21 protein-coding genes and 1 tRNA gene are annotated in these 20,800 nt (G+C 62.6%); 16 read left to right on the forward strand and 6 right to left on the reverse strand.

From position 1 onward, the window contains the following. The first annotated feature begins 89 nt into the window (after window positions 1–89). The 7 genes from prfA to paeA all read left to right on the forward strand — a co-directional run bounded on the left by prfA (window position 90) and on the right by paeA (window position 7,068). Window positions 90–1,169, forward strand: coding sequence for a peptide chain release factor 1 (prfA, locus tag V8Z78_RS04430; protein WP_349730994.1), 1,080 nt, complete (start codon window positions 90–92; stop codon window positions 1,167–1,169). Between the two features lie 70 nt (window positions 1,170–1,239). Continuing rightward, window positions 1,240–3,216 carry a PEP/pyruvate-binding domain-containing protein gene (locus V8Z78_RS04435; RefSeq protein ID WP_349730995.1) on the forward strand — a complete coding sequence of 659 codons (1,977 nt, stop codon included), beginning with the start codon at window positions 1,240–1,242 and terminating at the stop codon, window positions 3,214–3,216. A gap of 9 nt (window positions 3,217–3,225) precedes the next feature. Further along, the gene (locus V8Z78_RS04440) at window positions 3,226–3,759 is read left to right on the forward strand and encodes an SUKH-3 domain-containing protein (protein WP_349730996.1); all 534 of its coding nucleotides are present in this window, start codon (window positions 3,226–3,228) and stop codon (window positions 3,757–3,759) included. 31 nt (window positions 3,760–3,790) lie between these two features. Beyond that, the gene (gene prmC, locus V8Z78_RS04445) at window positions 3,791–4,648 is read left to right on the forward strand and encodes a peptide chain release factor N(5)-glutamine methyltransferase (protein ID WP_349730997.1); all 858 of its coding nucleotides are present in this window, start codon (window positions 3,791–3,793) and stop codon (window positions 4,646–4,648) included. Window positions 4,649–4,775: 127 nt separating this feature from the next. Beyond that, complete coding sequence (gene grxD, locus V8Z78_RS04450) at window positions 4,776–5,096, forward strand: Grx4 family monothiol glutaredoxin (RefSeq protein ID WP_003058519.1); 321 nt, start codon at window positions 4,776–4,778, stop codon at window positions 5,094–5,096. 33 nt (window positions 5,097–5,129) lie between these two features. Beyond that, a complete protein-coding gene (locus tag V8Z78_RS04455) occupies window positions 5,130–5,588 on the forward strand; it encodes a ribonuclease HI family protein (RefSeq protein WP_052951066.1) in 459 nt (152 codons plus the stop codon). A gap of 97 nt (window positions 5,589–5,685) precedes the next feature. After that, on the forward strand, window positions 5,686–7,068 hold the full coding sequence (gene paeA, locus V8Z78_RS04460; RefSeq protein WP_046461089.1) for a polyamine export protein PaeA: 1,383 nt from the start codon (window positions 5,686–5,688) through the stop codon (window positions 7,066–7,068). Window positions 7,069–7,179: 111 nt separating this feature from the next. On the opposite strand, the gene V8Z78_RS04465 is transcribed toward paeA, so the two are convergent. Together V8Z78_RS04465 and V8Z78_RS04470 are read right to left on the reverse strand one after the other, a co-directional pair. Continuing rightward, window positions 7,180–7,833, reverse strand: a complete 654-nt coding sequence (locus V8Z78_RS04465; protein ID WP_046461088.1) for a lytic transglycosylase domain-containing protein — start codon at window positions 7,831–7,833, stop codon at window positions 7,180–7,182. A 12-nt stretch (window positions 7,834–7,845) separates the two neighbouring features. Then, window positions 7,846–9,588, reverse strand: a complete 1,743-nt coding sequence (locus tag V8Z78_RS04470) for a proline--tRNA ligase (protein WP_057091559.1) — start codon at window positions 9,586–9,588, stop codon at window positions 7,846–7,848. Between the two features lie 94 nt (window positions 9,589–9,682). Here V8Z78_RS04470 and V8Z78_RS04475 point away from each other — a divergent pair, with 94 nt between their 5' ends. Beyond that, complete coding sequence (locus tag V8Z78_RS04475) at window positions 9,683–10,387, forward strand: RNA pyrophosphohydrolase (RefSeq protein WP_349730998.1); 705 nt, start codon at window positions 9,683–9,685, stop codon at window positions 10,385–10,387. 52 nt (window positions 10,388–10,439) lie between these two features. Here V8Z78_RS04475 and proB read toward each other — a convergent pair whose 3' ends face one another. The 4 genes from proB to rplU all read right to left on the reverse strand — a co-directional run bounded on the left by proB (window position 10,440) and on the right by rplU (window position 13,547). Continuing rightward, window positions 10,440–11,579: a glutamate 5-kinase gene (gene proB, locus V8Z78_RS04480; protein ID WP_034381631.1), complete on the reverse strand. Its 1,140-nt coding sequence runs from the start codon at window positions 11,577–11,579 to the stop codon at window positions 10,440–10,442. A 110-nt stretch (window positions 11,580–11,689) separates the two neighbouring features. Then, window positions 11,690–12,805, reverse strand: coding sequence for an Obg family GTPase CgtA (gene cgtA / locus V8Z78_RS04485; protein ID WP_003062200.1), 1,116 nt, complete (start codon window positions 12,803–12,805; stop codon window positions 11,690–11,692). A 156-nt stretch (window positions 12,806–12,961) separates the two neighbouring features. Beyond that, window positions 12,962–13,219 (reverse strand): 50S ribosomal protein L27, encoded by a 258-nt coding sequence (rpmA, locus tag V8Z78_RS04490; RefSeq protein ID WP_003058534.1) that lies wholly within the window; start codon window positions 13,217–13,219, stop codon window positions 12,962–12,964. Window positions 13,220–13,235: 16 nt separating this feature from the next. After that, window positions 13,236–13,547: a 50S ribosomal protein L21 gene (gene rplU / locus V8Z78_RS04495; protein ID WP_003058536.1), complete on the reverse strand. Its 312-nt coding sequence runs from the start codon at window positions 13,545–13,547 to the stop codon at window positions 13,236–13,238. Between the two features lie 344 nt (window positions 13,548–13,891). Between rplU and V8Z78_RS04500 the strand changes: the two genes are divergently transcribed. The 8 genes from V8Z78_RS04500 to V8Z78_RS04535 all read left to right on the forward strand — a co-directional run bounded on the left by V8Z78_RS04500 (window position 13,892) and on the right by V8Z78_RS04535 (window position 20,714). Beyond that, on the forward strand, window positions 13,892–14,821 hold the full coding sequence (locus V8Z78_RS04500; RefSeq protein WP_003062198.1) for a polyprenyl synthetase family protein: 930 nt from the start codon (window positions 13,892–13,894) through the stop codon (window positions 14,819–14,821). Window positions 14,822–14,860: 39 nt separating this feature from the next. Continuing rightward, window positions 14,861–14,937, forward strand: a tRNA-Pro gene (locus V8Z78_RS04505). Window positions 14,938–15,074: 137 nt separating this feature from the next. Continuing rightward, window positions 15,075–16,817 carry a type IV-A pilus assembly ATPase PilB gene (pilB, locus tag V8Z78_RS04510; protein WP_046461087.1) on the forward strand — a complete coding sequence of 581 codons (1,743 nt, stop codon included), beginning with the start codon at window positions 15,075–15,077 and terminating at the stop codon, window positions 16,815–16,817. Window positions 16,818–16,841: 24 nt separating this feature from the next. Beyond that, window positions 16,842–18,059, forward strand: coding sequence for a type II secretion system F family protein (locus tag V8Z78_RS04515; RefSeq protein WP_003062193.1), 1,218 nt, complete (start codon window positions 16,842–16,844; stop codon window positions 18,057–18,059). Beyond that, complete coding sequence (locus V8Z78_RS04520; RefSeq protein ID WP_314351657.1) at window positions 18,059–18,928, forward strand: prepilin peptidase; 870 nt, start codon at window positions 18,059–18,061, stop codon at window positions 18,926–18,928. Before V8Z78_RS04515 ends, V8Z78_RS04520 begins: the two co-directional genes overlap by 1 nt. Window positions 18,929–18,931: 3 nt before the next feature. Next, window positions 18,932–19,558, forward strand: a complete 627-nt coding sequence (gene coaE, locus V8Z78_RS04525; RefSeq protein ID WP_314351658.1) for a dephospho-CoA kinase — start codon at window positions 18,932–18,934, stop codon at window positions 19,556–19,558. 87 nt (window positions 19,559–19,645) lie between these two features. After that, entirely contained in the window at window positions 19,646–20,401 is a 756-nt protein-coding gene (gene zapD / locus V8Z78_RS04530) for a cell division protein ZapD (protein WP_039049612.1), read from the forward strand. A 103-nt stretch (window positions 20,402–20,504) separates the two neighbouring features. After that, on the forward strand, window positions 20,505–20,714 hold the full coding sequence (locus tag V8Z78_RS04535; RefSeq protein ID WP_034357520.1) for a DNA gyrase inhibitor YacG: 210 nt from the start codon (window positions 20,505–20,507) through the stop codon (window positions 20,712–20,714). Window positions 20,715–20,800: the final 86 nt, after the last annotated feature.

Below are 20,800 nucleotides of genomic sequence, written 5' to 3' on the forward strand. Positions count from 1 at the left end.
GCGCAAGGCCCGACCGTGGCCTGCCCTCCCTCTTCCCTGACTCCACAAAGGTGAGCCCCTTCACCTTTCCCAAGCCCTCGGTACCCCCTATGCAAGACTTTTTGCGCAACCAGCTCGAACGCTATGCCCAACGCCTGCAGGAGCTGGATTTTCTGCTCTCGCGCGAAGACATCATGGGCGACATGAAGCAGTACCGCACCATCTCGCGCGAACATGCCGATGTGACGGCCATTGCCAGTCGCTACACCCGCTACCTGCAGACCGAAGCCGACATCGCCGCCGCGCGTGAAATGCTGGACGACCCCGACATGGCCGAAATGGCTCAGGAAGAGATCGGCAGCGGCGAGGCCGAGCTGATCAAGCTCGAGGACGAACTGCAGCGCCTGCTGCTGCCCAAGGACTCCGACGATGCGCGCCCCGCCTTTGTCGAAATCCGCGCCGGCACGGGCGGCGACGAATCGGCCCTGTTTGCCGGCGACCTGACCCGCATGTACACCCGCTACGCCGCCAATGTGGGCTGGAAGGTGGAAGTGATGAGCGCCAGCGAAAACGAAATCGGCGGCTACAAGGAAGTGGTGCTGCGCATCGAGGGCGACAATGTGTACGGCGCGCTGCGCTTCGAGTCGGGCGGCCACCGCGTGCAGCGTGTGCCTGCCACCGAAACCCAGGGACGCATCCACACCAGCGCCTGCACCGTGGCCGTGATGCCCGAGCCCGACGAGGCCGAGGCCATCACGCTCAATCCCGCCGATCTGCGCATCGACACCTTTCGCGCCAGCGGTGCCGGCGGCCAGCACATCAACAAGACCGACTCCGCCGTGCGCGTGGTCCACCTGCCCACGGGCATCGTGGCCGAATGCCAGGACGGCCGCAGCCAGCACAGCAACAAGGCCAAGGCACTGCAGGTGCTGCAGGCCCGCATCCAGGAAAAGGAACGCAGCGAGCGGGCCGCCAAGGAAGCCGCCATGCGCAAGGGCCTGATCGGCTCGGGCGACCGCAGCGACCGCATCCGCACCTACAACTTTCCCCAGGGCCGCCTCACCGACCACCGTATCAACCTCACGCTGTACAAGCTGCTGGCCGTGATGGAAGGAGATCTGGGCGACGTGATCCAGGCCCTGCAACATGCACGCGAGGCCGAGTTGCTGGCGGAGCTGGCCGCTTCCTGAGCAGCCAGGCTTCAGCCGGCTCGAGCCGGGTCCGTTAGAACGCTTCGCCAGAAATGGGAACAATTTCAAGATGACACAGCGCTTTTTGCCGGTTCTGGTTTCTGCTCTGCTATCCGGCCTGTTGTTCACATCGACCGCCGCCCAGGCTCAGGCCTTGCGCAAGCCATCGGCCTATGACTCGGGTGCGGGGCGCCCGGTCGACGCCAGCGGCAACCGCAACGCTCCTGCCAGCCTGCCGGCCCTGACCAGCCGCGCCGATTTCGATCGCGTGGCCCGCATCTTCGATCCGGTCAGCGCCATGCCCCATGTGCTGTTTGTGATCGACCGCCAAAGCAAGAGCACGTCGCTGCATTTCATCAACACGCCGCGTTACGCGTTTCACGAAGATTTTCTGCGCGCCAAAAGCCTGCTACAGGGCGGCAAGCCAGAGCTCAACCGCAATTACCGCGAGCCGGGCCGTCGCTTCATTCTCGGCACGCTGAGCTGGCAGCCCGTGCTCAAGGACTACAGCTACGAGTTCTGGGAAGGCGACCAGCTCACGCCCGAACTGCTGCAGACCACGGCGGCCGCGCTGAAAACCGGCTTCTTCGCCCCTGTGCGCTTCAAGGCCAACTCCACGCAGCAGGAAGCCGTGGCCCAGCAGGCCGGTGTTGCAGCGGTCACCCAGGCCCAGTTGCTGGGAGCCCAGACCTATCTGCCGCTGAACCAGGGCCAGGCCGTGGGCCGGCTGCGCATCCTGAACCAGGCCGAAGCCGTGAATGACCTCCAGCCCAGGGACATCGTGCTGTTGCGTGAAGTCCCCATCAGCCTGCCGCCCGTGGCCGGCGTGGTGACGGAGCGCCCTTCCACGGTGCTATCCCATGTCAATCTGCTGGCGCGTGGCTGGGGCATACCCAATGCCTATGTGCAAAAAGCGGCCGAGCAATACGCGGACTTCCACGGCCGCTGGGTGCATATCGACGTACAGCCCGCCGGCTTTGCGCTGCGCGCCGCCACGGCTGCCGAACAACAGAGCGCCGAAAAGCAGGCCCAGCAACCGCCGGCCAAGGGCCGCAAGGTCTTGCTGCAGCCCGATCTGCGTCGCAGCGAACTGGTGCCTCTGGCCGCTCTGCGCAGCGCGGACCGCCGCCGCTGCGGTGCCAAGGCCGCCAATCTGGGCGAGATCCAGTCCGCCCGCCTCGCGGACGTCAGCGTGCCCGATGGCTTTTGCATTCCGTTTGCCGCCTATGCCGACTTCATGCGCTCCAACGGCCTGGCCGAGCGCATTGCCCGCATGCGCCAGCAGCCCGGCTTCGCGACGGATGCCGGTATCCGAAGGCAGGCCCTGTCCGCGCTGCAGGCCGAAATCGAGCAATGGCCCGTCAGCCCGGCCGTGGCCGATGCCTGGACCCAGCGCTGGTCCGGCCAGCTAGGCAGCCAGGGAGTGTTCGTGCGCAGTTCGTCCAGCTCCGAGGACCTGCCCAACTTCAGCGGAGCAGGCCTCTACACCACCGTGCCCAATGTGCGCAGCGAGACGGACCTGGTCGCCGCCGTGCGCAAGGTCTGGGCCTCGATCTACAACTTCGAGGCCTGGGAAGCCAGACAGGCAGCGGGCATCGACGATGCGCAGCTGATGATGTCGGTGTTTGTGCAAAAAGCCGTGGACTCCTCCGCCTCTGGCGTGATGATCACCCGCGACCCCTTCGATGCCTCGCACCGCCACATGAGCTATATCGCCGCCAAGCGCGGCATAGGCATCCGCGTGGTCGAGGGCAAGCGGGTCGCTGAGCAAATCCTCTACTCCAGCCGCAGCAAGGCCGTGCAGGTACTCAACCGTTCCCAGGACGATGTGGCGCTGCAGCTGGACACCAGGGGCGGCGTGCGCGAAGTGGCCGTGACTGCCGGCCGCGCCGTGCTCAGCGACGCACTGGTGCAGCGACTGGCCCGCGCAGGAGCCGGCATCAAGCAACGCTTTGGCGGCCGGGATCAGGACATCGAGTGGGCCGTGCAGGGCAATCAGCTCATCATCCTGCAGGCGCGCCCCTTCATCTCGGCGCCCGGGCGTTGAAAATCCGCCATGCTGAATTTCGAGTCACCTGTCGTCATCGAGCTGCTGCAAGCCCGGGGCTGGACCCCGCAGCGAGAGGTCGCCATTCCCGTGCCTGTGCAAAGCGCTCTGGACCAACAGCCCAGTCTGACCAGCCACCCTGCCGTGGCGGCACTGCAGAACCTGGCGGGCTTGCACATAGGCCAGGTGGGCAAGGGCCGGGAATGCGCCAGCAGCAATATAGAGTTTGACTGGCTCGAAGCGTATTTCACCGGGGAAGATGCAGACGACGCCCTGCTCTCCTGGGAACAGCGCCTGCACACCCGGCTGATAGCAGTTGCCGAAGTTCACCACTCCCACGGCCAGCTGCTGATGGCAGGCGATGGACGCTGCTTTTCCTGGTCCTTTGTAGGCATGAGCTTCGAGGGCGAGAATCTTCAGCAGGCGCTGGAGCATCTGTTGCGGGGAATACGTTCGCGCCCCATGCTGGAGCCCGGCCAGTCGTCGACCCAGCTGTACGGCACGCTCTACAAGGCGGGCGACCCCGAGATATACCGCTACTGAATTTCTGAAGACGATCGCCACCGGCCAAGCCATGACCGAATTCTCGCCCCCCACTTTCTCCGTCGCCCAAGCCCTGCAGCAAGCCGCCCGCCAAGGCCTGGCGCGTGTCGATGCACAGATGCTGCTGCTGCACTTGATGCAGCAGCCAGCGCATGCCCGCGCCTGGCTCATCACCCATGACGGCGATGGGCTGAGCGCCGAGCAGCAGGCCCGCTGGGCCCAGCTCTGCGCCCAGCGCCAGCAGGGCGCGCCCGTGGCCTATCTGACCGGCAGCAAGGAGTTCTACGGCCTGGATCTCGCCGTGGACAGCAGGGTGCTGGACCCGCGCCCCGATACCGAGACCCTGGTGGATTGGGCGCTGGAGCTCATGCCCGAAGGGCAGCCGGTTAGCGTTGTAGACCTGGGCACCGGCAGCGGCGCCATTGCCCTGGCCCTGCAAAGCCAGCGCCCCTCAGCCCGGGTCATCGCCGTGGATGCCAGCGCCGATGCCCTGGCCGTGGCCCGCAGCAACGCCGCCCGGCTCCAACTGCCCGTGCAGTTCGCCCATGGCAGCTGGCTGCAGCCTCTGGACGGGCTGGAACCTGTCGATCTGATCGTCAGCAATCCGCCCTATATCCGCGCCGACGACCCGCACCTGGCGGCGCTGACCCACGAACCGCTGTCGGCCCTGGCCAGCGGCGCCGATGGGCTGGAGGACATACGCAGCATCATCGACCAGGCTCCGGCCCGCCTGAAAGACGGCGGCTGGCTGCTCTTCGAGCATGGCTGGGATCAGGCCGAAGACGTGGCGCAGCTCATGCAGGCGGCCGGCTTCGGGCAGGTCCAGCACCGCCACGACCTGGCCGGCATTGCACGCTGCACGGGCGGCTGCCGGACCGGCAAGGCTTGATTTCCAGACCTTCGCCCCCAGATAAACACGTAGCAAGATTTCCTCACAGCATCGCATTCCTTGCGGTCGGTGAAATAATTGCAGACATCGCGGCTGGTACCGCCATTTCCAAAATCCGGAGCCCACTATGAGCAACACTCAACAACGCATCGACGACCTGGTCAAGAACAACGACATCCTGCTGTTCATGAAGGGCAACGCCAGCTTCCCCCAGTGCGGCTTCTCCGGCCGTGCCATCCAGATCCTCAAGGCCTGCGGCGTGGACGCCAAGTCCATCGCCACCGTGAACGTGCTGGAAGACCAGGAAATCCGCCAGGGCATCAAGGACTACAGCCAGTGGCCCACGATCCCCCAGCTCTACATCAAGGGCGAATTCATCGGTGGCTCGGACATCATGATGGAGATGTACGAATCAGGCGAGCTGCAGCAAGTGCTGGCTGCCAAGTAAGCCCAACCCCGTCTGCAAGCCACCGGCACCCCGGTGGCTTTTTTCATGCCGCCCCCCAAACCTGTTCCCCCTCACCACTGCTGCATCCATATCGATGGCAGTGCCCTGCCCAACCCCGGCCCCATGAGCCTGGGCGTGTTGCTGCAGCTGCCCGATGGCAGCCGCCATACGCTGTCGCAGGATCTGCACCGCAGCGGCTGCAACAACGAAGCCGAGCTGCGCGCGCTGATGGCCGCCCTGAAGCTGGCACGCGATCTCGGCACGCGCAGCCTGACCGTGCGCACCGACTCCCAGGTGTTGCTGGAGCAGCTCGGCCCGCCCACGGCCAAGCCGGCGCGGCCCATCGCCCGGCTCGCCCCGCTGTTCGAGGCCGCCCGCGCACAGATGCAGGACTTTGACGAGCTGGTGCTGCAATGGGTGCCCAGACACCGCAATACCGAGGCCGATGCGCTGGCACGCATGGCCCGTTCGGCAGCCGCGCTTCAGCCCTGAAGCCAGTACAGCTGCCTGCCGCAGGCTTTATGTGGTCGAATAGAGACTCCTTGATAACCGGCCGCAGGCACTGCCAGGTGCCGCAGCAGCCCTGCCTATGAGTGTGTCCCAAAGCCTTGCGGTGATTGTTCTGCTGATTCTGCTCAGCGCCTTTTTCTCTGTGGCGGAGATTTCTCTGGCCGCCTCGCGCCGCCTGCGCCTGCGCCAGATGGCCGACGACGGCAACGAAGGAGCCGAGCATGCGCTGCGCGTACAGGAGCAGCCGGGCGAATATTTCACCGTGGTGCAAGTGGGACAGAATGCCGTCGCCATCCTTGGCGGCATCGTCGGCGAGGGTGCGTTCAGCCCCGCACTGACCGAGTTCTTCTCGATCTGGTTCTCGCCCAGCCTCTCGGCGACGCTCGGCTTCCTGCTCTCGTTTTTCATAGTCACCTCGGCCTTCATCCTGCTGGCCGACCTGCTGCCGCGCCGCATCAGCATGAACGAGCCCGAGCGCTATGTGGTGCGCGTGCTCGCCCCCATGCGCTGGTTTGTGGTGATCTTCAAGCCCATCATCTGGTTCTACAACCTGGCGACCGACACCTTGTTTCGCCTGCTGGGCCTGCCCGCGACGCGCGACGAGCGCATCACCAGCGACGACATCCTGGCCATGACCGAAGCAGGCACCAAGGCCGGCGTGCTGGCCGCCCGCGAGCAACAGGTGATTGCCAATGTCTTCGAGCTGGACTCGCGCACCGTGGCCTCTGCCATGACCCAGCGCGACAGCGTGGCCTTCTTCTACCGCGACGACAGCGACGCCATCATCCGCGCCCGCATTGCCGAGGAGCCCTTTTCCACCTACCCGGTCTGCGACGGCGATATCGACCATGTGATCGGCTATGTGGACGCCAAGGACCTGTTCCAGCGCGCGCTCAACAACCAGCCGCTGTCGCTCAGCGACGACAGCCTGATCCGCAAGGTGCTCATCGTGCCCGACCGCCTGACGCTGGCCGAGGTGCTGGAGCAGTTCCGCATGGTGCACGAGGACTTTGCCGTCATCGTCAACGAATACAGCCTGGTCGTGGGTGTGGTGACGCTCAACGACGTGATGAGCACGGTGATGGGCGATCTGGTCGGCCCGGCCGACGAGGAGCAGATCATCCGCCGCGACGAGCATTCCTGGCTGATCGACGGCATCACGCCCATCGAGGACGTGATGCGCGTGCTGCATCTGGACGATATGCCGCATGACGACGAGTACGAAACGCTGGCCGGCTTTCTCATGGTCATGCTGCGCCGCGTGCCGCGCCGCACCGATACCGTCACCTGGGGCGGCTTCAAGTTCGAGGTGCTGGACGTGGACAGCTACCGCATCGACCAGGTCATGGTGACCCATCTGCCCGAGCCCGCGGCCGAATCTGCCGCACCTTCTGCAGCCGCAGCGGCCAAGGTGCAGGGCAGCGCTGCCCAGTCCCAGGCTGGCAAAAGCACCCACTCCTGAATCAGGAGCTTCTTGCAATCATCTCCAAAGGACTTCAGGTTCTTTTCTTGCTGAAATCAATGAAAAGAGAGCGCCAGGCGCTCTCTTTTTTTTCTGTATATCGCCACGGCATCAGACCGGCTGCGGCTCTTCCACCAGCCAGCGCCGCTGGGCGCCGAACACGGCATTCGGATACTGGGGCTGGCCCCGGCTTCCGTTGTAGCGGCCCAGTGCCATATAGGCATCGCCTTTTTCGCGGTCCATGTAGTGGCGCAGGATCACGCAGCCGAAGCGCAGATTGGTCTGCATGTGGAACAGCTTGCCGATATCGCCGTCACCGATCAGCCGCATCCAGAACGGCATGATCTGCATATAGCCACGCGCGCCCACGCTGGAGATGGCGTATTTGCGATAGCCGCTCTCCACCTGTATCAGGCCCATGACCATGGACACATCGAGACCCGCGCGCTTGGACTCGTACCAGACGGTCTGCAGGAATTCGCGCCGTGCCTGAGGATCGGGCTTGCGCTTGGCCAGCTTGTCGCTGCTGGCCACCAGCCAGCGCAGATAGCTCATGCGCGCCGCTGTGGAGGCGAACTCCAGCTCGGGCGGCGCGCCCGAGCCCGCCACGGCCGCGCTGAGCGCCGTGCGCACGGAGTCGGCCAGCGGCTCTTCGAGCTGCCCGCCGGCCCAGGCCGCCTGCGGCCACAGCCAGCCGGCCGCCGGGGCGGCCAGCGCAGCGGCAGTCCTCAGGCAGTGGCGTCGGCTCAGCAGGGTCTCGGGCATGGAAACAGCAGCTTACAGGCCCAGGCGGCTCTTGAGGTGAGCCAGCACCTCATTCGTCGCCAGCTTTGTGGCTTCTGTGTCACGGCGCTGCTGGTACTCGACCACGCCTTCCTTCAGGCCGCGGTCGCCCAGCACCACGCGGTGGGGCACGCCGATCAGCTCCCAGTCGGCCAGCATGGCACCGGGGCGCTCATCGCGGTCGTCGAGGATCACGTCCACGCCCAGTGCCAGCAGCTCGCCGTAGAGCTTCTCGGCCTCGGTCTTCACGGCCTCGCTGCGACCCATGCCGATGGGGCAGATCACCACGGTGAACGGTGCAATCGCATCGGGCCATATCATGCCGCGCTCGTCGTGGTTCTGCTCCACGGCAGCGGCGGGCAGGCGGGTCACGCCAATGCCGTAGCAGCCCATCTCGAAGTGCTGGGGCTTGCCGTTGTCGCCGAGGAAAGTGGCTTCCATGGCCTTGGAGTACTTGGTGCCCAGATAGAACACATGACCGATTTCAATGCCGCGCTCGATCGCCAGCTCGCCCGCGCCGTCGGGCGAGCGGTCGCCAGCCACCACATTGCGCAGATCCGCCACCACGGCGGGCTCGGGCAAGTCGCGGCCGAAGTTCACGCCGGTGATGTGGAAGTCTTCCTCGTTGGCACCGCAGACCCAGTCGGCCATCACGGCCACATCGCGGTCCACCACGATGTTCACGGGCTTCTTGAGACCGATGGGGCCCAGATAGCCGGGCTTGGCACCGAAGTGCTCCTCGATCTCGCCCACGGTCGCGAAACGGAAGCCCGCCAGGCCCTCGACCTTGCCGACCTTGATCTCGTTCATCTCGTGATCGCCGCGCAGCAGCAGCAGCCACACTTGCGACTTGACGATCAGCCCCTTGTCGTCGAGCTCGTCCGTGGCCAGCACCAGCGACTTCACGGTCTGCGCCAGAGGCAGACCCAACTGCTCGGCCACGGCTTCGCAGGTGCTGTTGCCGGGCGTGGCGACCTTTTGCATGGCCTGGGCGGCAGCAGGACGGGCCTGGGTGGGCGCCAGGCTCTCGGCCTTCTCGATATTGGCCGCGTAGTCGCTGTTCGGGCAGTAGACGATGGCGTCCTCACCCGTGGAAGCGATGACCTGGAACTCCTCGCTCAGATCGCCTCCGATGGCGCCCGAATCGGCACGCACGGCGCGGTACTGCAGGCCGAAGCGGTCGAAGATGCGCTTATAGGCTTCGCGCATGGTCTGGTAGCTGATCTGGGCCGCATCGCGATCCTTGTCGAAGGAATAGGCGTCCTTCATGATGAACTCGCGACCGCGCATCAGGCCGAAGCGCGGACGGCGCTCGTCGCGGAACTTGGTCTGGATCTGGTAGAGGTTCTTGGGCAGCTGCTTGTAGCTCTTGAACTCCTGGCGCGCGATATCGGTGACCACCTCTTCGGACGTGGGCTGGATCACGAAATCACGGCCATGGCGATCCTGGATGCGCAGCAGCTCGGGGCCCATCTTCTCGAAACGGCCGGTTTCCTGCCACAGCTCGGCAGGCTGGACCACGGGCATGGTGGTTTCGATGGCGCCGGCGCGGTTCATTTCCTCGCGCACGATGGCCTCGACCTTGCGGATCACGCGCAGGCCCATGGGCATGTAGTTGTAAATGCCAGCACCCAGCTTTTTGATCATGCCAGCCCGCATCATGAGCTTGTGGCTGACCACTTCGGCGTCGGCCGGAGCTTCTTTCAGGGTGGAGATGAGAAATTGGGAGGCTTTCATGGAACTGGCAATTCAGTGGAAATAGGCATGGCCCGCTTGTCGATCACAAGGGGCCATGCATAATGAACACAATTCAAAAATTTGGGGTTTGATTATGCTTGACCGGGACGGATTTCGCCCGAACGTCGGCATCATCCTGCTCAACCAAAGAAACCAGGTGTTCTGGGGAAAACGCATTCGCACCCACAGCTGGCAGTTTCCGCAAGGTGGCATTGATCGGGGTGAGACACCCGAGCAAGCCATGTTCCGCGAGCTGCACGAGGAAGTGGGGCTGAAGCCCAATCACGTTCGCGTGGTTGCCCGCACCAGGGACTGGTTGCGCTACGAGGTGCCAGACAGGTACATCCGCCGCGACGCGCGCGGGCATTACAAAGGCCAGAAGCAGATATGGTTTTTGCTTCAACTGGTCGGGCATGACTGGGACTTGAACCTGCGTGCCACCGACCACCCTGAGTTCGATGCCTGGCGCTGGAATGACTACTGGGTTCCTCTGGATGTGGTGGTCGAATTCAAACGCGGCGTCTATGAAATGGCGCTGACCGAGCTCGCGCGCTTTTTGCCGCGCGGCGAGCAGCAGCGCAACCGCTATCTGCGCAGCGGCATGCGGCCGCGCGAGCAGGAGGCAGGCCAGACCACTGGCGGCACCGCCCATCCTGGGCAGCACCATCAGGTCATGTACCCCGCCCGCACAGGGAGCTTTCGCATCAACCCCGGCATAGAGCTGCCGCCCGGTGCCAGCTTTGACCCAGACCCGCAGACCGGCATAGACAATCCGCCCGATCACAAGCCTCTGCAATGAACAAAGCCGTAATGCCTCACAGCATTACGGCTTTTTTGTCGGCGGCCTGGGCTCAGTGTCCGGCCACCACCATATTGTCGCGGTGCATCATTTCGGGACCAGCGGAGTAGCCCAGCAGCGATTCAATCTCCGAGGAGCTCTTGCGGCACAGCAGCCGCGCCTCGGCGCTGGCATAGCTGGCCAGACCACGGGCGATCTCGGCACCGTTCTCATCACGCACTGCAATCACTTCCCCGCGCGAGAAATCGCCCTCCACGGTGATCATGCCTATGGGCAGCAGGCTCTTGCCTTCGTCACGCAGCTTGGAGACGGCACCCGCATCCACGGTCACCGAACCACGCAGCTGCAGATGGTCGGCAATCCACTGCTTGCGCGCCTGCATCTTGTGCGTGTTGGCAACCAGCAGCGTGCCTATGGACTCGCCACGCGTCAGACGCAGCAGCACGTCTTTCTCACGTCCCCAGGCGATCACGGTGGAAGCACCGGAGCCCGCCGCACGCTTGGCCGCCAGAATCTTGGTGATCATGCCGCCCGTACCAATGGACAGGCCCGCTCCGCCGGCCATGGCTTCCAGCTCGGGGTTGCCGGCTTCGGCCACGTCGATGAACCTGGCATCGGGGTTCTTGCGCGGATCGGCGCTGTAGAGGCCGCGCTGATCGGTCAGTATGACCAGTGCATCGGCCTCGACCAAGTTGGCCACCAGCGCGCCCAGGGTGTCGTTGTCGCCGAAGCGGATCTCGTCGATCACCACCGTGTCGTTCTCGTTGATGACGGGCACCACGCCCAGTTGCAGCAGCGTCAGCAGCGTGGTCCGGGCGTTCAGATAGCGCTCGCGATCGGCCAGATCCGCATGGGTCAGCAGCACCTGGGCGCTGGGCACGCCTTCGCCGCGCAGCTTGGTCTCGTACATCTGGGCCAGGCCCATCTGGCCGACGGCAGCAGCGGCCTGCAACTCATGCACCTCGGTCGGACGCGTGGCCCAGCCCAGGCGCTTCATGCCTTCGGCAATGGCGCCGCTGGAGACCATGATGACTTCGCGCTTGACGCCGTCTTCACCATTCACCAATGCCGCCAGCTGGCGACTCCACTCTTCAATGGCGGCCTCATCCAGACCACGACCTTCATTCGTAACCAGGCTGGAGCCGACTTTGACGACGATGCGACGGGCATCACGCAGCACATTGGAAGACATGAGAATTTACAGTGTTTTAAGCCTCTAACGCTTATAAGCAAAGCGCAAGAAGCTATTAAATTCAAAGCAAAACAGCGCACCAAGTGCGCTGCTGGGTTATACCCTCTAGCTTATTCCGGATCGTAAGAGGCAAAACGCGGATCGGTCATATCCAGACCAGAATCCTCACCTCCCGCAAAGCGAGGATCAATCTCCTTGGGTGCCTGCTCGGCGAGTTGCTGGTTGTGCACATGCTCGTAGATCTTGCGAATCAGCGGCTCGCAGCCTTCGCGGGTCAGCGCCGAGATCTCATAGACCGGGCCCTTCCACTTGAAGCGCTTGACGAAGTCCTTGACCTTGGCAGCACGTTCTTCCTCGGGAACCATGTCCAGCTTGTTGAGCACCAGCCAGCGCGGCTTTTCGTAGAGCTCGGCGTCGTACTTCTTGAGCTCGGCCACGATGGCCCTGGCCTGCTCGACCGGGTCCACGCCCTCGTCGAACGGTGCAATGTCCACGATATGCAGCAACAGACGCGTGCGCTGCAGATGGCGCAGGAACTGGTGGCCCAGGCCCGCACCTTCGGAAGCGCCTTCGATCAGACCGGGGATGTCGGCCACCACAAAGCTCTGCTCGGCAGCCACGCGCACCACGCCCAGATTGGGATGCAAGGTGGTGAAGGGATAGTCGGCAATCTTGGGACGGGCGTTGGAGACGGCCGTGATGAAAGTGGACTTGCCCGCATTGGGCATGCCCAGCAGGCCCACATCGGCCAGCACCTTGAGCTCCAGCTTGAGGTTGCGGCGCTCGCCGGGATAGCCGGGAGTCTTCTGGCGCGGCGCTCGGTTGATGGCGCTCTTGAAGCGCAGATTGCCGAAACCGCCGTCACCGCCCTTGGCGATGGTGATGACCTGGCCGGGCTCCAGCAGCTCGAACAGCACTTCGCCGGTATCCGCATCGCTAATGATGGTGCCCACAGGCATGTTCAGCGTGATGTCGTCACCGGCTGCACCGAACATGTCGGAGCCCATGCCGTGCTGGCCGCGCTTGGCCTCGTGGCGGCGCGAATAGCGGTAATCCACCAGCGTGTTCAGGTTCACATCGGCCACGGCATACACATGACCGCCACGGCCGCCGTCGCCACCGTCGGGGCCGCCAAATTCCTTGTATTTCTCGTGCCGGAAAGACACGCAGCCATTGCCGCCGTCACCGGCTGCAATGTCGATAAAAGCTTCGTCAACAAACTTCATGAGGCATCCAGTCTACAAAATCAGTGTGCACCAGAAGCTCCGGGCCACACTTGAGTGCTCTATTACCATGCCCCATCTGCCAGAAATCTGCTGCCTGGAGCCTTTTCAAACAACAAAGCCCCGACAAGTCGGGGCTTTGTTGGAGTCACAGACGACTTATGCAGCCGTGATGTTGACTGTTTGCTTGGACAGAGCGCCCTTCACACCGAACGACACGTGGCCGTCAACCAGTGCAAACAGGGTGTGATCCTTGCCCACGCCAACGTTCTCACCGGGGTGGAACTTGGTGCCGCGCTGACGCACGATGATGGAACCAGCTGTCACCAGCTCGCCACCAAAGGCCTTCACGCCCAGCATTTTTGGCTTGGAATCACGTCCGTTACGCGTAGAGCCGCCGCCTTTTTTCTGTGCCATGACTTAGCTCCTAAAATTAAGCAGCGATTGCCACGATTTGCAGTTCGGTGAACTGCTGACGATGGCCTTGGCGCTTTTGATAGTGCTTACGACGGCGCATCTTGAAGATGTGCACCTTGTCGTGCTTGCCGTGAGCAACCACAGTTGCCTTTACAGATGCACCGGACACCAGGGGGGCACCAACCTTGATTTCAGCGCCGTTGCCGACGGCCAAAACTTGGTCGATCACGATTTCCTGGCCTACGTCCGCAGCAATCTGTTCTACCTTGATCTTTTCGCCAGCTGCAACGCGATACTGCTTGCCGCCGGTTTTTATGACTGCGTACATTGAAAACCTCTAAAGTCTGAGAGTTCCATGAAATGATTTCCACGGAGCCGGCAATTCTAGCACGCATGCATTTTTTCTGCTGGCATACCCCTAGGAAGCGATTCAGGATCTCCGATGGCCGCGCGGAATGAGATGCCAGGCGCAGGTGCGCGGCAAGGCTTACTCCTTGCAAGCGACCGCAATGCCACAGAGTGCCCGCAAAGCCTCTGTTCACTTGAACGGGCTCTGAGGACACCACGCAAAACCCTGTTGCATCTTCCTATAATCGTGAGTCCACTTGGCGGTTCATCACCTTGACTACAGAAATTTCCACATCCAATCCGCTTGCCTTGATCGCAGATGACATGCGCGAAGTGGATATCGTCATTGCTCAGCGACTGACAACCAGCGTCCCCCTGATCGCACAGATCTCCCAATACATCATTGCCGCGGGCGGCAAGCGCCTGCGCCCGGCCCTGCTGCTGCTGATCGCCGGCGCCCTGGGACATCAGGGCAAGAACAAATACATTCTGGCCGCCGTGGTGGAGCTGATTCACACCGCGACCTTGCTGCACGACGATGTGGTGGACGAATCCACGCTGCGTCGTGGCAGGGCCACGGCCAACGAGACCTTTGGCAACCCTGCCAGTGTTCTGGTCGGAGACTTTCTGCACACCCGCTCCTTCCAGATGATGGTGGAAGTGGGCAGCATGCGCGTGCTGCAAATCCTGTCCGACGCCACCAACGTGATCGCAGAAGGCGAAGTCCAGCAGCTCATCAACACCCATGATGCTTCGCTGAATGAAGCCGGCTATCTGCACGTCATCCGCTCCAAGACCGCCCAGCTCTTCGAGGCCAGCGCACAGCTGGCAGCCGTGCTGGCCGGTGCCACGCCTGAAGTGGAGCAGGCCTGTGCCGCCTATGGCCAGGCACTTGGAACGGCATTCCAGATCATTGACGATGTGCTGGACTACACCGGCAACACTCAGGAAATGGGCAAGAACCTGGGCGATGACCTGCGCGAAGGCAAATGCACCCTGCCACTGATCGCCGCCATGCAGCGCGGCAGCGCCGAGCAGGCCGCCATCGTGCGCAACGCCATCGAACAAGGCTCTACGGATCAACTGGATGCCGTGGTGGAAATCGTGCGCAGCACCGGCGCCCTGGACGTTGCCCGAGCCGCCGCGCACGCGGAAGCCCAGCGCGCCATTGATGCACTGGCCTCGCTGCCAAGCAATGCATACACCGCAAGTTTGCTACAATTGGCCTCTCAGCTTTTGGAGCGCCGCACCTGAATCGCCAGGTGCACCACGGCGCTCGACAAACAAAGCCTGCGGGGTGTAGCTTAGCCTGGTAGAGCGCTACGTTCGGGACGTAGAGGCCGGAGGTTCGAATCCTCTCACCCCGACCAATCTCATTTTTGTCGCAGTTTCTTGCGCCATGTTCAATGACGCGGCATTGACACATGCATGCGCGCCTGGCGACCTGCCGTTTGCCACAACAAGAATGGTAGGATAGATCCTCTACTCCCCTCCCAGACTTGGATACATGGCTGCTGCCGACACTCTGCAAAAGAACACTCCTGCGCCCATTGCCATCCCAGGTTTAGGCAGGGCCCTGATTTCTGCAGGAAAGGTTTCGCAGCAAGCCGCCGAGAACGCAGCCAAGAAAGCCGCCACAGGCAAGACCCCGTTCATCACCGAGCTCAGCCAGTCTGGTGAAATCAGCGCACTGGAAATTGCCGAAACCATTTCCATGATGTTCAGCACTCCGCTGCTGGACCTCAACGCCATCGACGTCCAGCAACTTCCGCGCGAACTGCTGGACCCGAAAATCAGCAACGCCTATCGCGTGCTGGCACTCAGCAAGCGCGGCAATCGGCTCACCATCGCCACGGCAGACCCTACTCAGCAGGAAGCTGCCGAACAGATCAAATTCACGACTCAGTTGCTGGTGGACTGGGTGGTTGTCGAGGCCGACAAGCTGCAAAAGCTCATCGAGCAGACCGGCAAGAGCGTCAGCGAATCCCTGGACTCCTATTCCAGCTCAGGGGACTTCGACTTTGACGACGTCAAGATCGAGGATGCCCCCGAGGAAAAAGACAATGCCGTCGGCGCCGAGGTCGAGGATGCGCCGGTCGTCAAGTTTCTGCACAAGATGCTGCTGGACGCCTTCAATATGCGCGCGTCCGACTTGCACTTCGAGCCCTACGAACACAATTACCGCGTGCGCTTTCGTATCGACGGCGAGCTGCGCGAGATTGCCTCTCCTCCTATCGCGATCAAGGACAAGCTGGCTTCGCGCATCAAGGTGATCTCGCGCCTGGACATCTCGGAGAAACGCGTTCCGCAAGACGGCCGCATGAAGCTCAAGGTCGGCCCCGATCGCGTCATCGACTTTCGTGTCAGCACCTTGCCCACGCTGTTTGGCGAAAAGATCGTGATCCGTATTCTGGACCCGAGCTCGGCCAAGATGGGCATCGATGCCCTAGGCTACGAGCCCGAGGAGAAAGAGCGCCTGCTCAAGGCCATCAACCGCCCCTACGGCATGATTCTGGTCACCGGCCCCACGGGCTCGGGCAAGACCGTGTCGCTGTACACCTGCCTGAACCTGCTCAACCAGCCGGGCGTGAACATTGCCACTGCCGAAGACCCTTCCGAAATCAACATGCCCGGCGTCAACCAGGTGAATGTGAACGAGAAGGCCGGCCTGACCTTTGCTGCTGCGCTCAAGTCCTTTCTGCGCCAGGATCCGGACATCATCATGGTCGGTGAAATCCGCGACCTGGAAACCGCCGACATCTCGATCAAGGCTGCCCAGACCGGGCACCTGGTGCTGTCCACGCTGCACACCAATGACGCTCCGACCACGCTGACGCGCATGCGCAATATGGGCATCGCCCCTTTCAATATTGCCTCCAGCGTGATTCTGATCACCGCCCAGCGTCTGGCGCGACGCCTGTGTGCGCAGTGCAAGGAGCCCGCCGACATACCGCACGACGCCCTGATCGATGCCGGCTACGACGAAGCCGAACTCGACGGCAGCTGGGTCAGCTACAAGCCTGTCGGCTGCCCTGCCTGCAACAACGGCTACAAGGGACGTGTCGGTATTTATCAGGTGATGCCCATCAGCGAAGAGATTCAGCGCATCATCCTGCGTGACGGCAGCGCCCTGGAGATTGCCGCACAGGCCAAGGCCGAAGGAGTACGCTCTCTGCGCGGCTCGGGCCTGCATAAAGTCAAGCTGGGTCTGACCTCACTCGAAGAAGTGCTGGCGGTCACCAACGAATAAAACCAGTATCAGTGAGGGAACGCCATGGCAAGCGCAGCGTCCAAGGGAATCAAGGAATTTCTCTTCGAGTGGGAAGGCAAGGACCGCAACGGCAAGATCGTTCGCGGCGAGACTCGTGCCGGCGGAGAAAACCAGATCCAGGCCATGCTGCGCCGCCAGGGCGTGACTCCGTCCAAGATCAAGAAGCGCAGGACCCGCGGCGGCAAGAAGATCAAGCCCAAGGACATTGCGCTGTTCACGCGCCAGCTGGCCACCATGATGAAGGCCGGCGTGCCGCTGCTGCAGTCTTTCGACATCGTGGGCCGGGGCAACACCAACCCCAACGTCACCAAGCTGCTCAACGACATCCGCTCCGATGTGGAAACCGGCACTTCGCTGAGCGCCGCCTTTCGGAAGTTTCCGCTCTACTTCAACAGCCTCTACTGCAATCTGGTGGAGGCCGGCGAGGCCGCAGGTATTCTGGAGTCGCTGCTGGACCGTCTTGCCACCTATATGGAAAAGACGGAAGCCATCAAGTCCAAGATCAAGTCGGCGCTGATGTACCCCACATCGGTCATGATCGTGGCCTTCGTCGTGGTGACCGTGATCATGATCTTCGTGATCCCGGCCTTCAAGGAGGTCTTCACCTCCTTTGGCGCCGACCTGCCCGCGCCCACGCTGCTGGTGATGGGCATCAGCGATTACTTTGTCCAGTACTGGTGGCTGATCTTCGGCGTGCTGGGCGGCGGCATCTATTTCTTCATGCAGGCCTGGAAGCGCAACGAGCGCGTACAGCAGTTCATGGACCGCACCATACTCAAGCTACCCATCTTCGGCGTGCTGATCGAGAAGTCCTGCGTGGCCCGCTGGACACGTACGCTGTCCACCATGTTTGCCGCCGGCGTGCCGCTGGTCGAGGCGCTGGACTCCGTGGGAGGCGCCTCGGGCAACTACCTCTACAAAAACGCCACCGACAGGATTCAGTCGGAAGTCTCCACGGGCACCAGCCTGACCGTGGCCATGGCCAATGCCAACATCTTCCCTTCCATGGTGCTGCAGATGTGTGCCATCGGCGAGGAATCGGGCGCCATCGACCATATGCTGGGCAAGGCAGCCGATTTCTATGAAAGCGAAGTCGACGAAATGGTGGCGGGCCTCTCCAGCCTGATGGAGCCCATCATCATCGTCTTCCTGGGCACCTTGATCGGCGGCATCGTGGTGTCCATGTATCTGCCTATCTTCAAGCTGGGTCAAGTGGTCTGATGATTTCCGAACTGGTGTTGAATGCCGCTGCCGGCGGCGTGCTGGGCTTGCTGATCGGCAGCTTTCTGAATGTGGTGATCCACCGCCTGCCTCTGATGATGGAGCAGGAATGGCATGCCGAAGGTGCGCAATGGGCCGAGGAACAAAAGGACAAGGGCGCCAGAATCGAGCTGCCGCCGGCCAAGCCCGCCATCACGCTGAGCCAGCCTCGTTCGCGCTGCCCGCATTGCGGCCATCAGATCGCCTGGTACGAGAACATTCCCGTGCTGAGCTATCTGCTTCTGCGCGGACGCTGCGCCGAGTGCAAAACGCCCATCAGCCTGCGCTACCCTGTGGTTGAACTGGTCTGCGCCGCGCTGTTTGCCTTCTGCCTGGGCCGCGACGGCCTGACCGCCACCGGCTTTGCCTGGTGCGGCTTCAGCGCGGCGCTGCTGGCGCTTGCACTGATAGACTGGGACACCACGTTCTTGCCGGACTCCATCACTCTGCCCCTGCTCTGGGCCGGCCTGATCGCCTCCGCACTGCAGTGGACCAGCGTGCCTCTGCAACAATCGCTGTGGGGCGCCGTCGCAGGCTATATGTCGCTATGGCTGATCTTCTGGGCCTTCAAGCTGGCAACGGGCAAGGAAGGCATGGGCTACGGCGACTTCAAGCTGTTTGCCGCACTCGGTGCCTGGTTTGGCTGGCAGGCACTGGTGCCCATCATTCTCATGGCATCGGTCGTGGGCGCCGTCATCGGCATTGCGCTCAAGATCAACAGCAAGCTGCGCGAAGGCGGCTATGTGCCATTCGGCCCTTTTCTTGCCGGCGGCGGTTTCGTCAGCCTGATCTGGGGCCCGCAGGCGGTGCTCAGCTTTGCAGGCCTGTAAGCCATGAAAGTCGCACCTGAGCACTCACCATTCAGACTGGGGCTGACGGGCGGCATCGGCAGCGGCAAAAGCACGGTTGCAGCCAGGCTGCAGGCATGCGGCGCAACGCTGATCGATGCCGACCATATCTCGCGCAGCCTGACGGCAAGCGGCGGCATGGCCCTGCCCCTCATCGCTCAGGCTTTTGGTGCCGATCTGATCGACGCACAGGGCGCCCTCAACCGCGCCCGCATGCGCGAGCTGGTCTTCGCCGATCCGTCCGCGCGCCAGCGCCTGGAAGCCATTCTCCACCCCCTGATCGCCGAGCAGACCCGGCAGCAGCATGAAGCGGCCGTGGCTGCGGGCAGCAAGCTCATCGTGCACGACATTCCGCTGCTGGTCGAGTCCGGCCACTGGCGAACACGCCTGGATGGCGTGCTGGTCGTGGACTGCCGCGAGAGCACGCAGACAGAGCGCGTCATGGCGCGCAGCGCTCTCACACGCGAGGCCGTGCAGGCCATCATCGACGCCCAGGCCACGCGTGCCCAGCGTCTGGCCACGGCCGACTGGGTCATCTATAACGATGACGGGGTCACAATCGGAACTCTCCACGCATATACCGATCAAATCGCTGCATGGTTCGGGCTATGATGCAGACCATGGCTTGGCCTGTGCGTGTGATCGCCGCATGTGCACGTTGACCGCTGATTCCTGTGCACCCCGAGGAGCCCAGCAAACGTGATCCTGTACGAATATCCTTTTAACGAGCGTCTGAGAACTTATCTGCGTCTTGAGCAGTTGTATCGCCGTTTGCGCGAGCTGCTGACCCGCGCGCATTCGGTCGATCATCATTTCGCCCTGATCACCATCTTCGAGATCATGGACGTGGCCTCGCGCAGCGATCTGCGGGCCGACATCATCAAGGATCTGGAGCGCCAGAAGCACCTGCTAGACGTGTTGCGCGACAACCCCGATATTTCCCAGCACATGCTGCACCAGGTGGCGCGCCAGGTGGAGAGCTGCTTTGCCACCATCAATGCACAGACCGGCAAGACCGGCCAGGCGCTGACCGAAAACGAATGGCTGATGTCCATACGCAGCCGTGTGGGCATACCCGGCGGCACCTGCAGCTTTGACCTGCCGGCCTATCACGCCTGGCAGAACCTCGATCCGCGCTACCGCCAGCGCGACCTCGAAGACTGGGCCGGCGAGCTGACCCCGCTGGGTCAGGCGCTTGAGCTGATCCTGCAGCTGCTGCGCGAAACCGGCATTCCCCAGCGCGTGGTGGCCGAGCAAGGCGTGTTCCAGCAGGCCATGCCGGCCGGCCGCAGCTTCCAGCTGCTGCGCCTGCGCATAGACCCGCATCTGAATCTGGTGCCGGAGATCAGCGGCAACCGCCTGCTGGTGTCGGTGCGCCTGCTCAAGCTGGCCCATGGCAGCAAGCCCCAGCCCTGCAATGACGACGCCACTTTCGAGCTCACGCTCTGCGCATAAGCAAGTCCCCGGCAGTCTTCTCGTCCCGATTGAGCCGCACATTGCGGCTCAATGGCTTTCAGGGTCGGCCACCCGTGTTTTCCAGCTGTGATACATCTACGCCATGAGCACTGACAAGCAATCCCCCACCATGGTGAAATGCCCGACCTGCGGCGGCCCCAGCGTTTTTTTGCCCAGCAACAAATTCCGCCCCTTCTGCAGCGAGCGTTGCCGCAATATCGACCTGGGCGCCTGGGGCAATGAAGAATTCCGCGTTCCGGCTCAGACGCCTCCCGAAGATGCGCCGTTTGGTGATCCACGCACGGAAAACTAAGCGAGGCAGCAAAAACAAGAGCACCTTGCGCCTGGCATGTCTTGATTTCAGCTTGATTGATCAAGAAAATCGAGATTCAACCAGCG

The sequence above is a fragment of the Comamonas sp. wu1-DMT genome (genome assembly GCF_040187805.1).
Classification (GTDB): Bacteria; Pseudomonadota; Gammaproteobacteria; order Burkholderiales; family Burkholderiaceae_C; genus Comamonas; species Comamonas thiooxydans.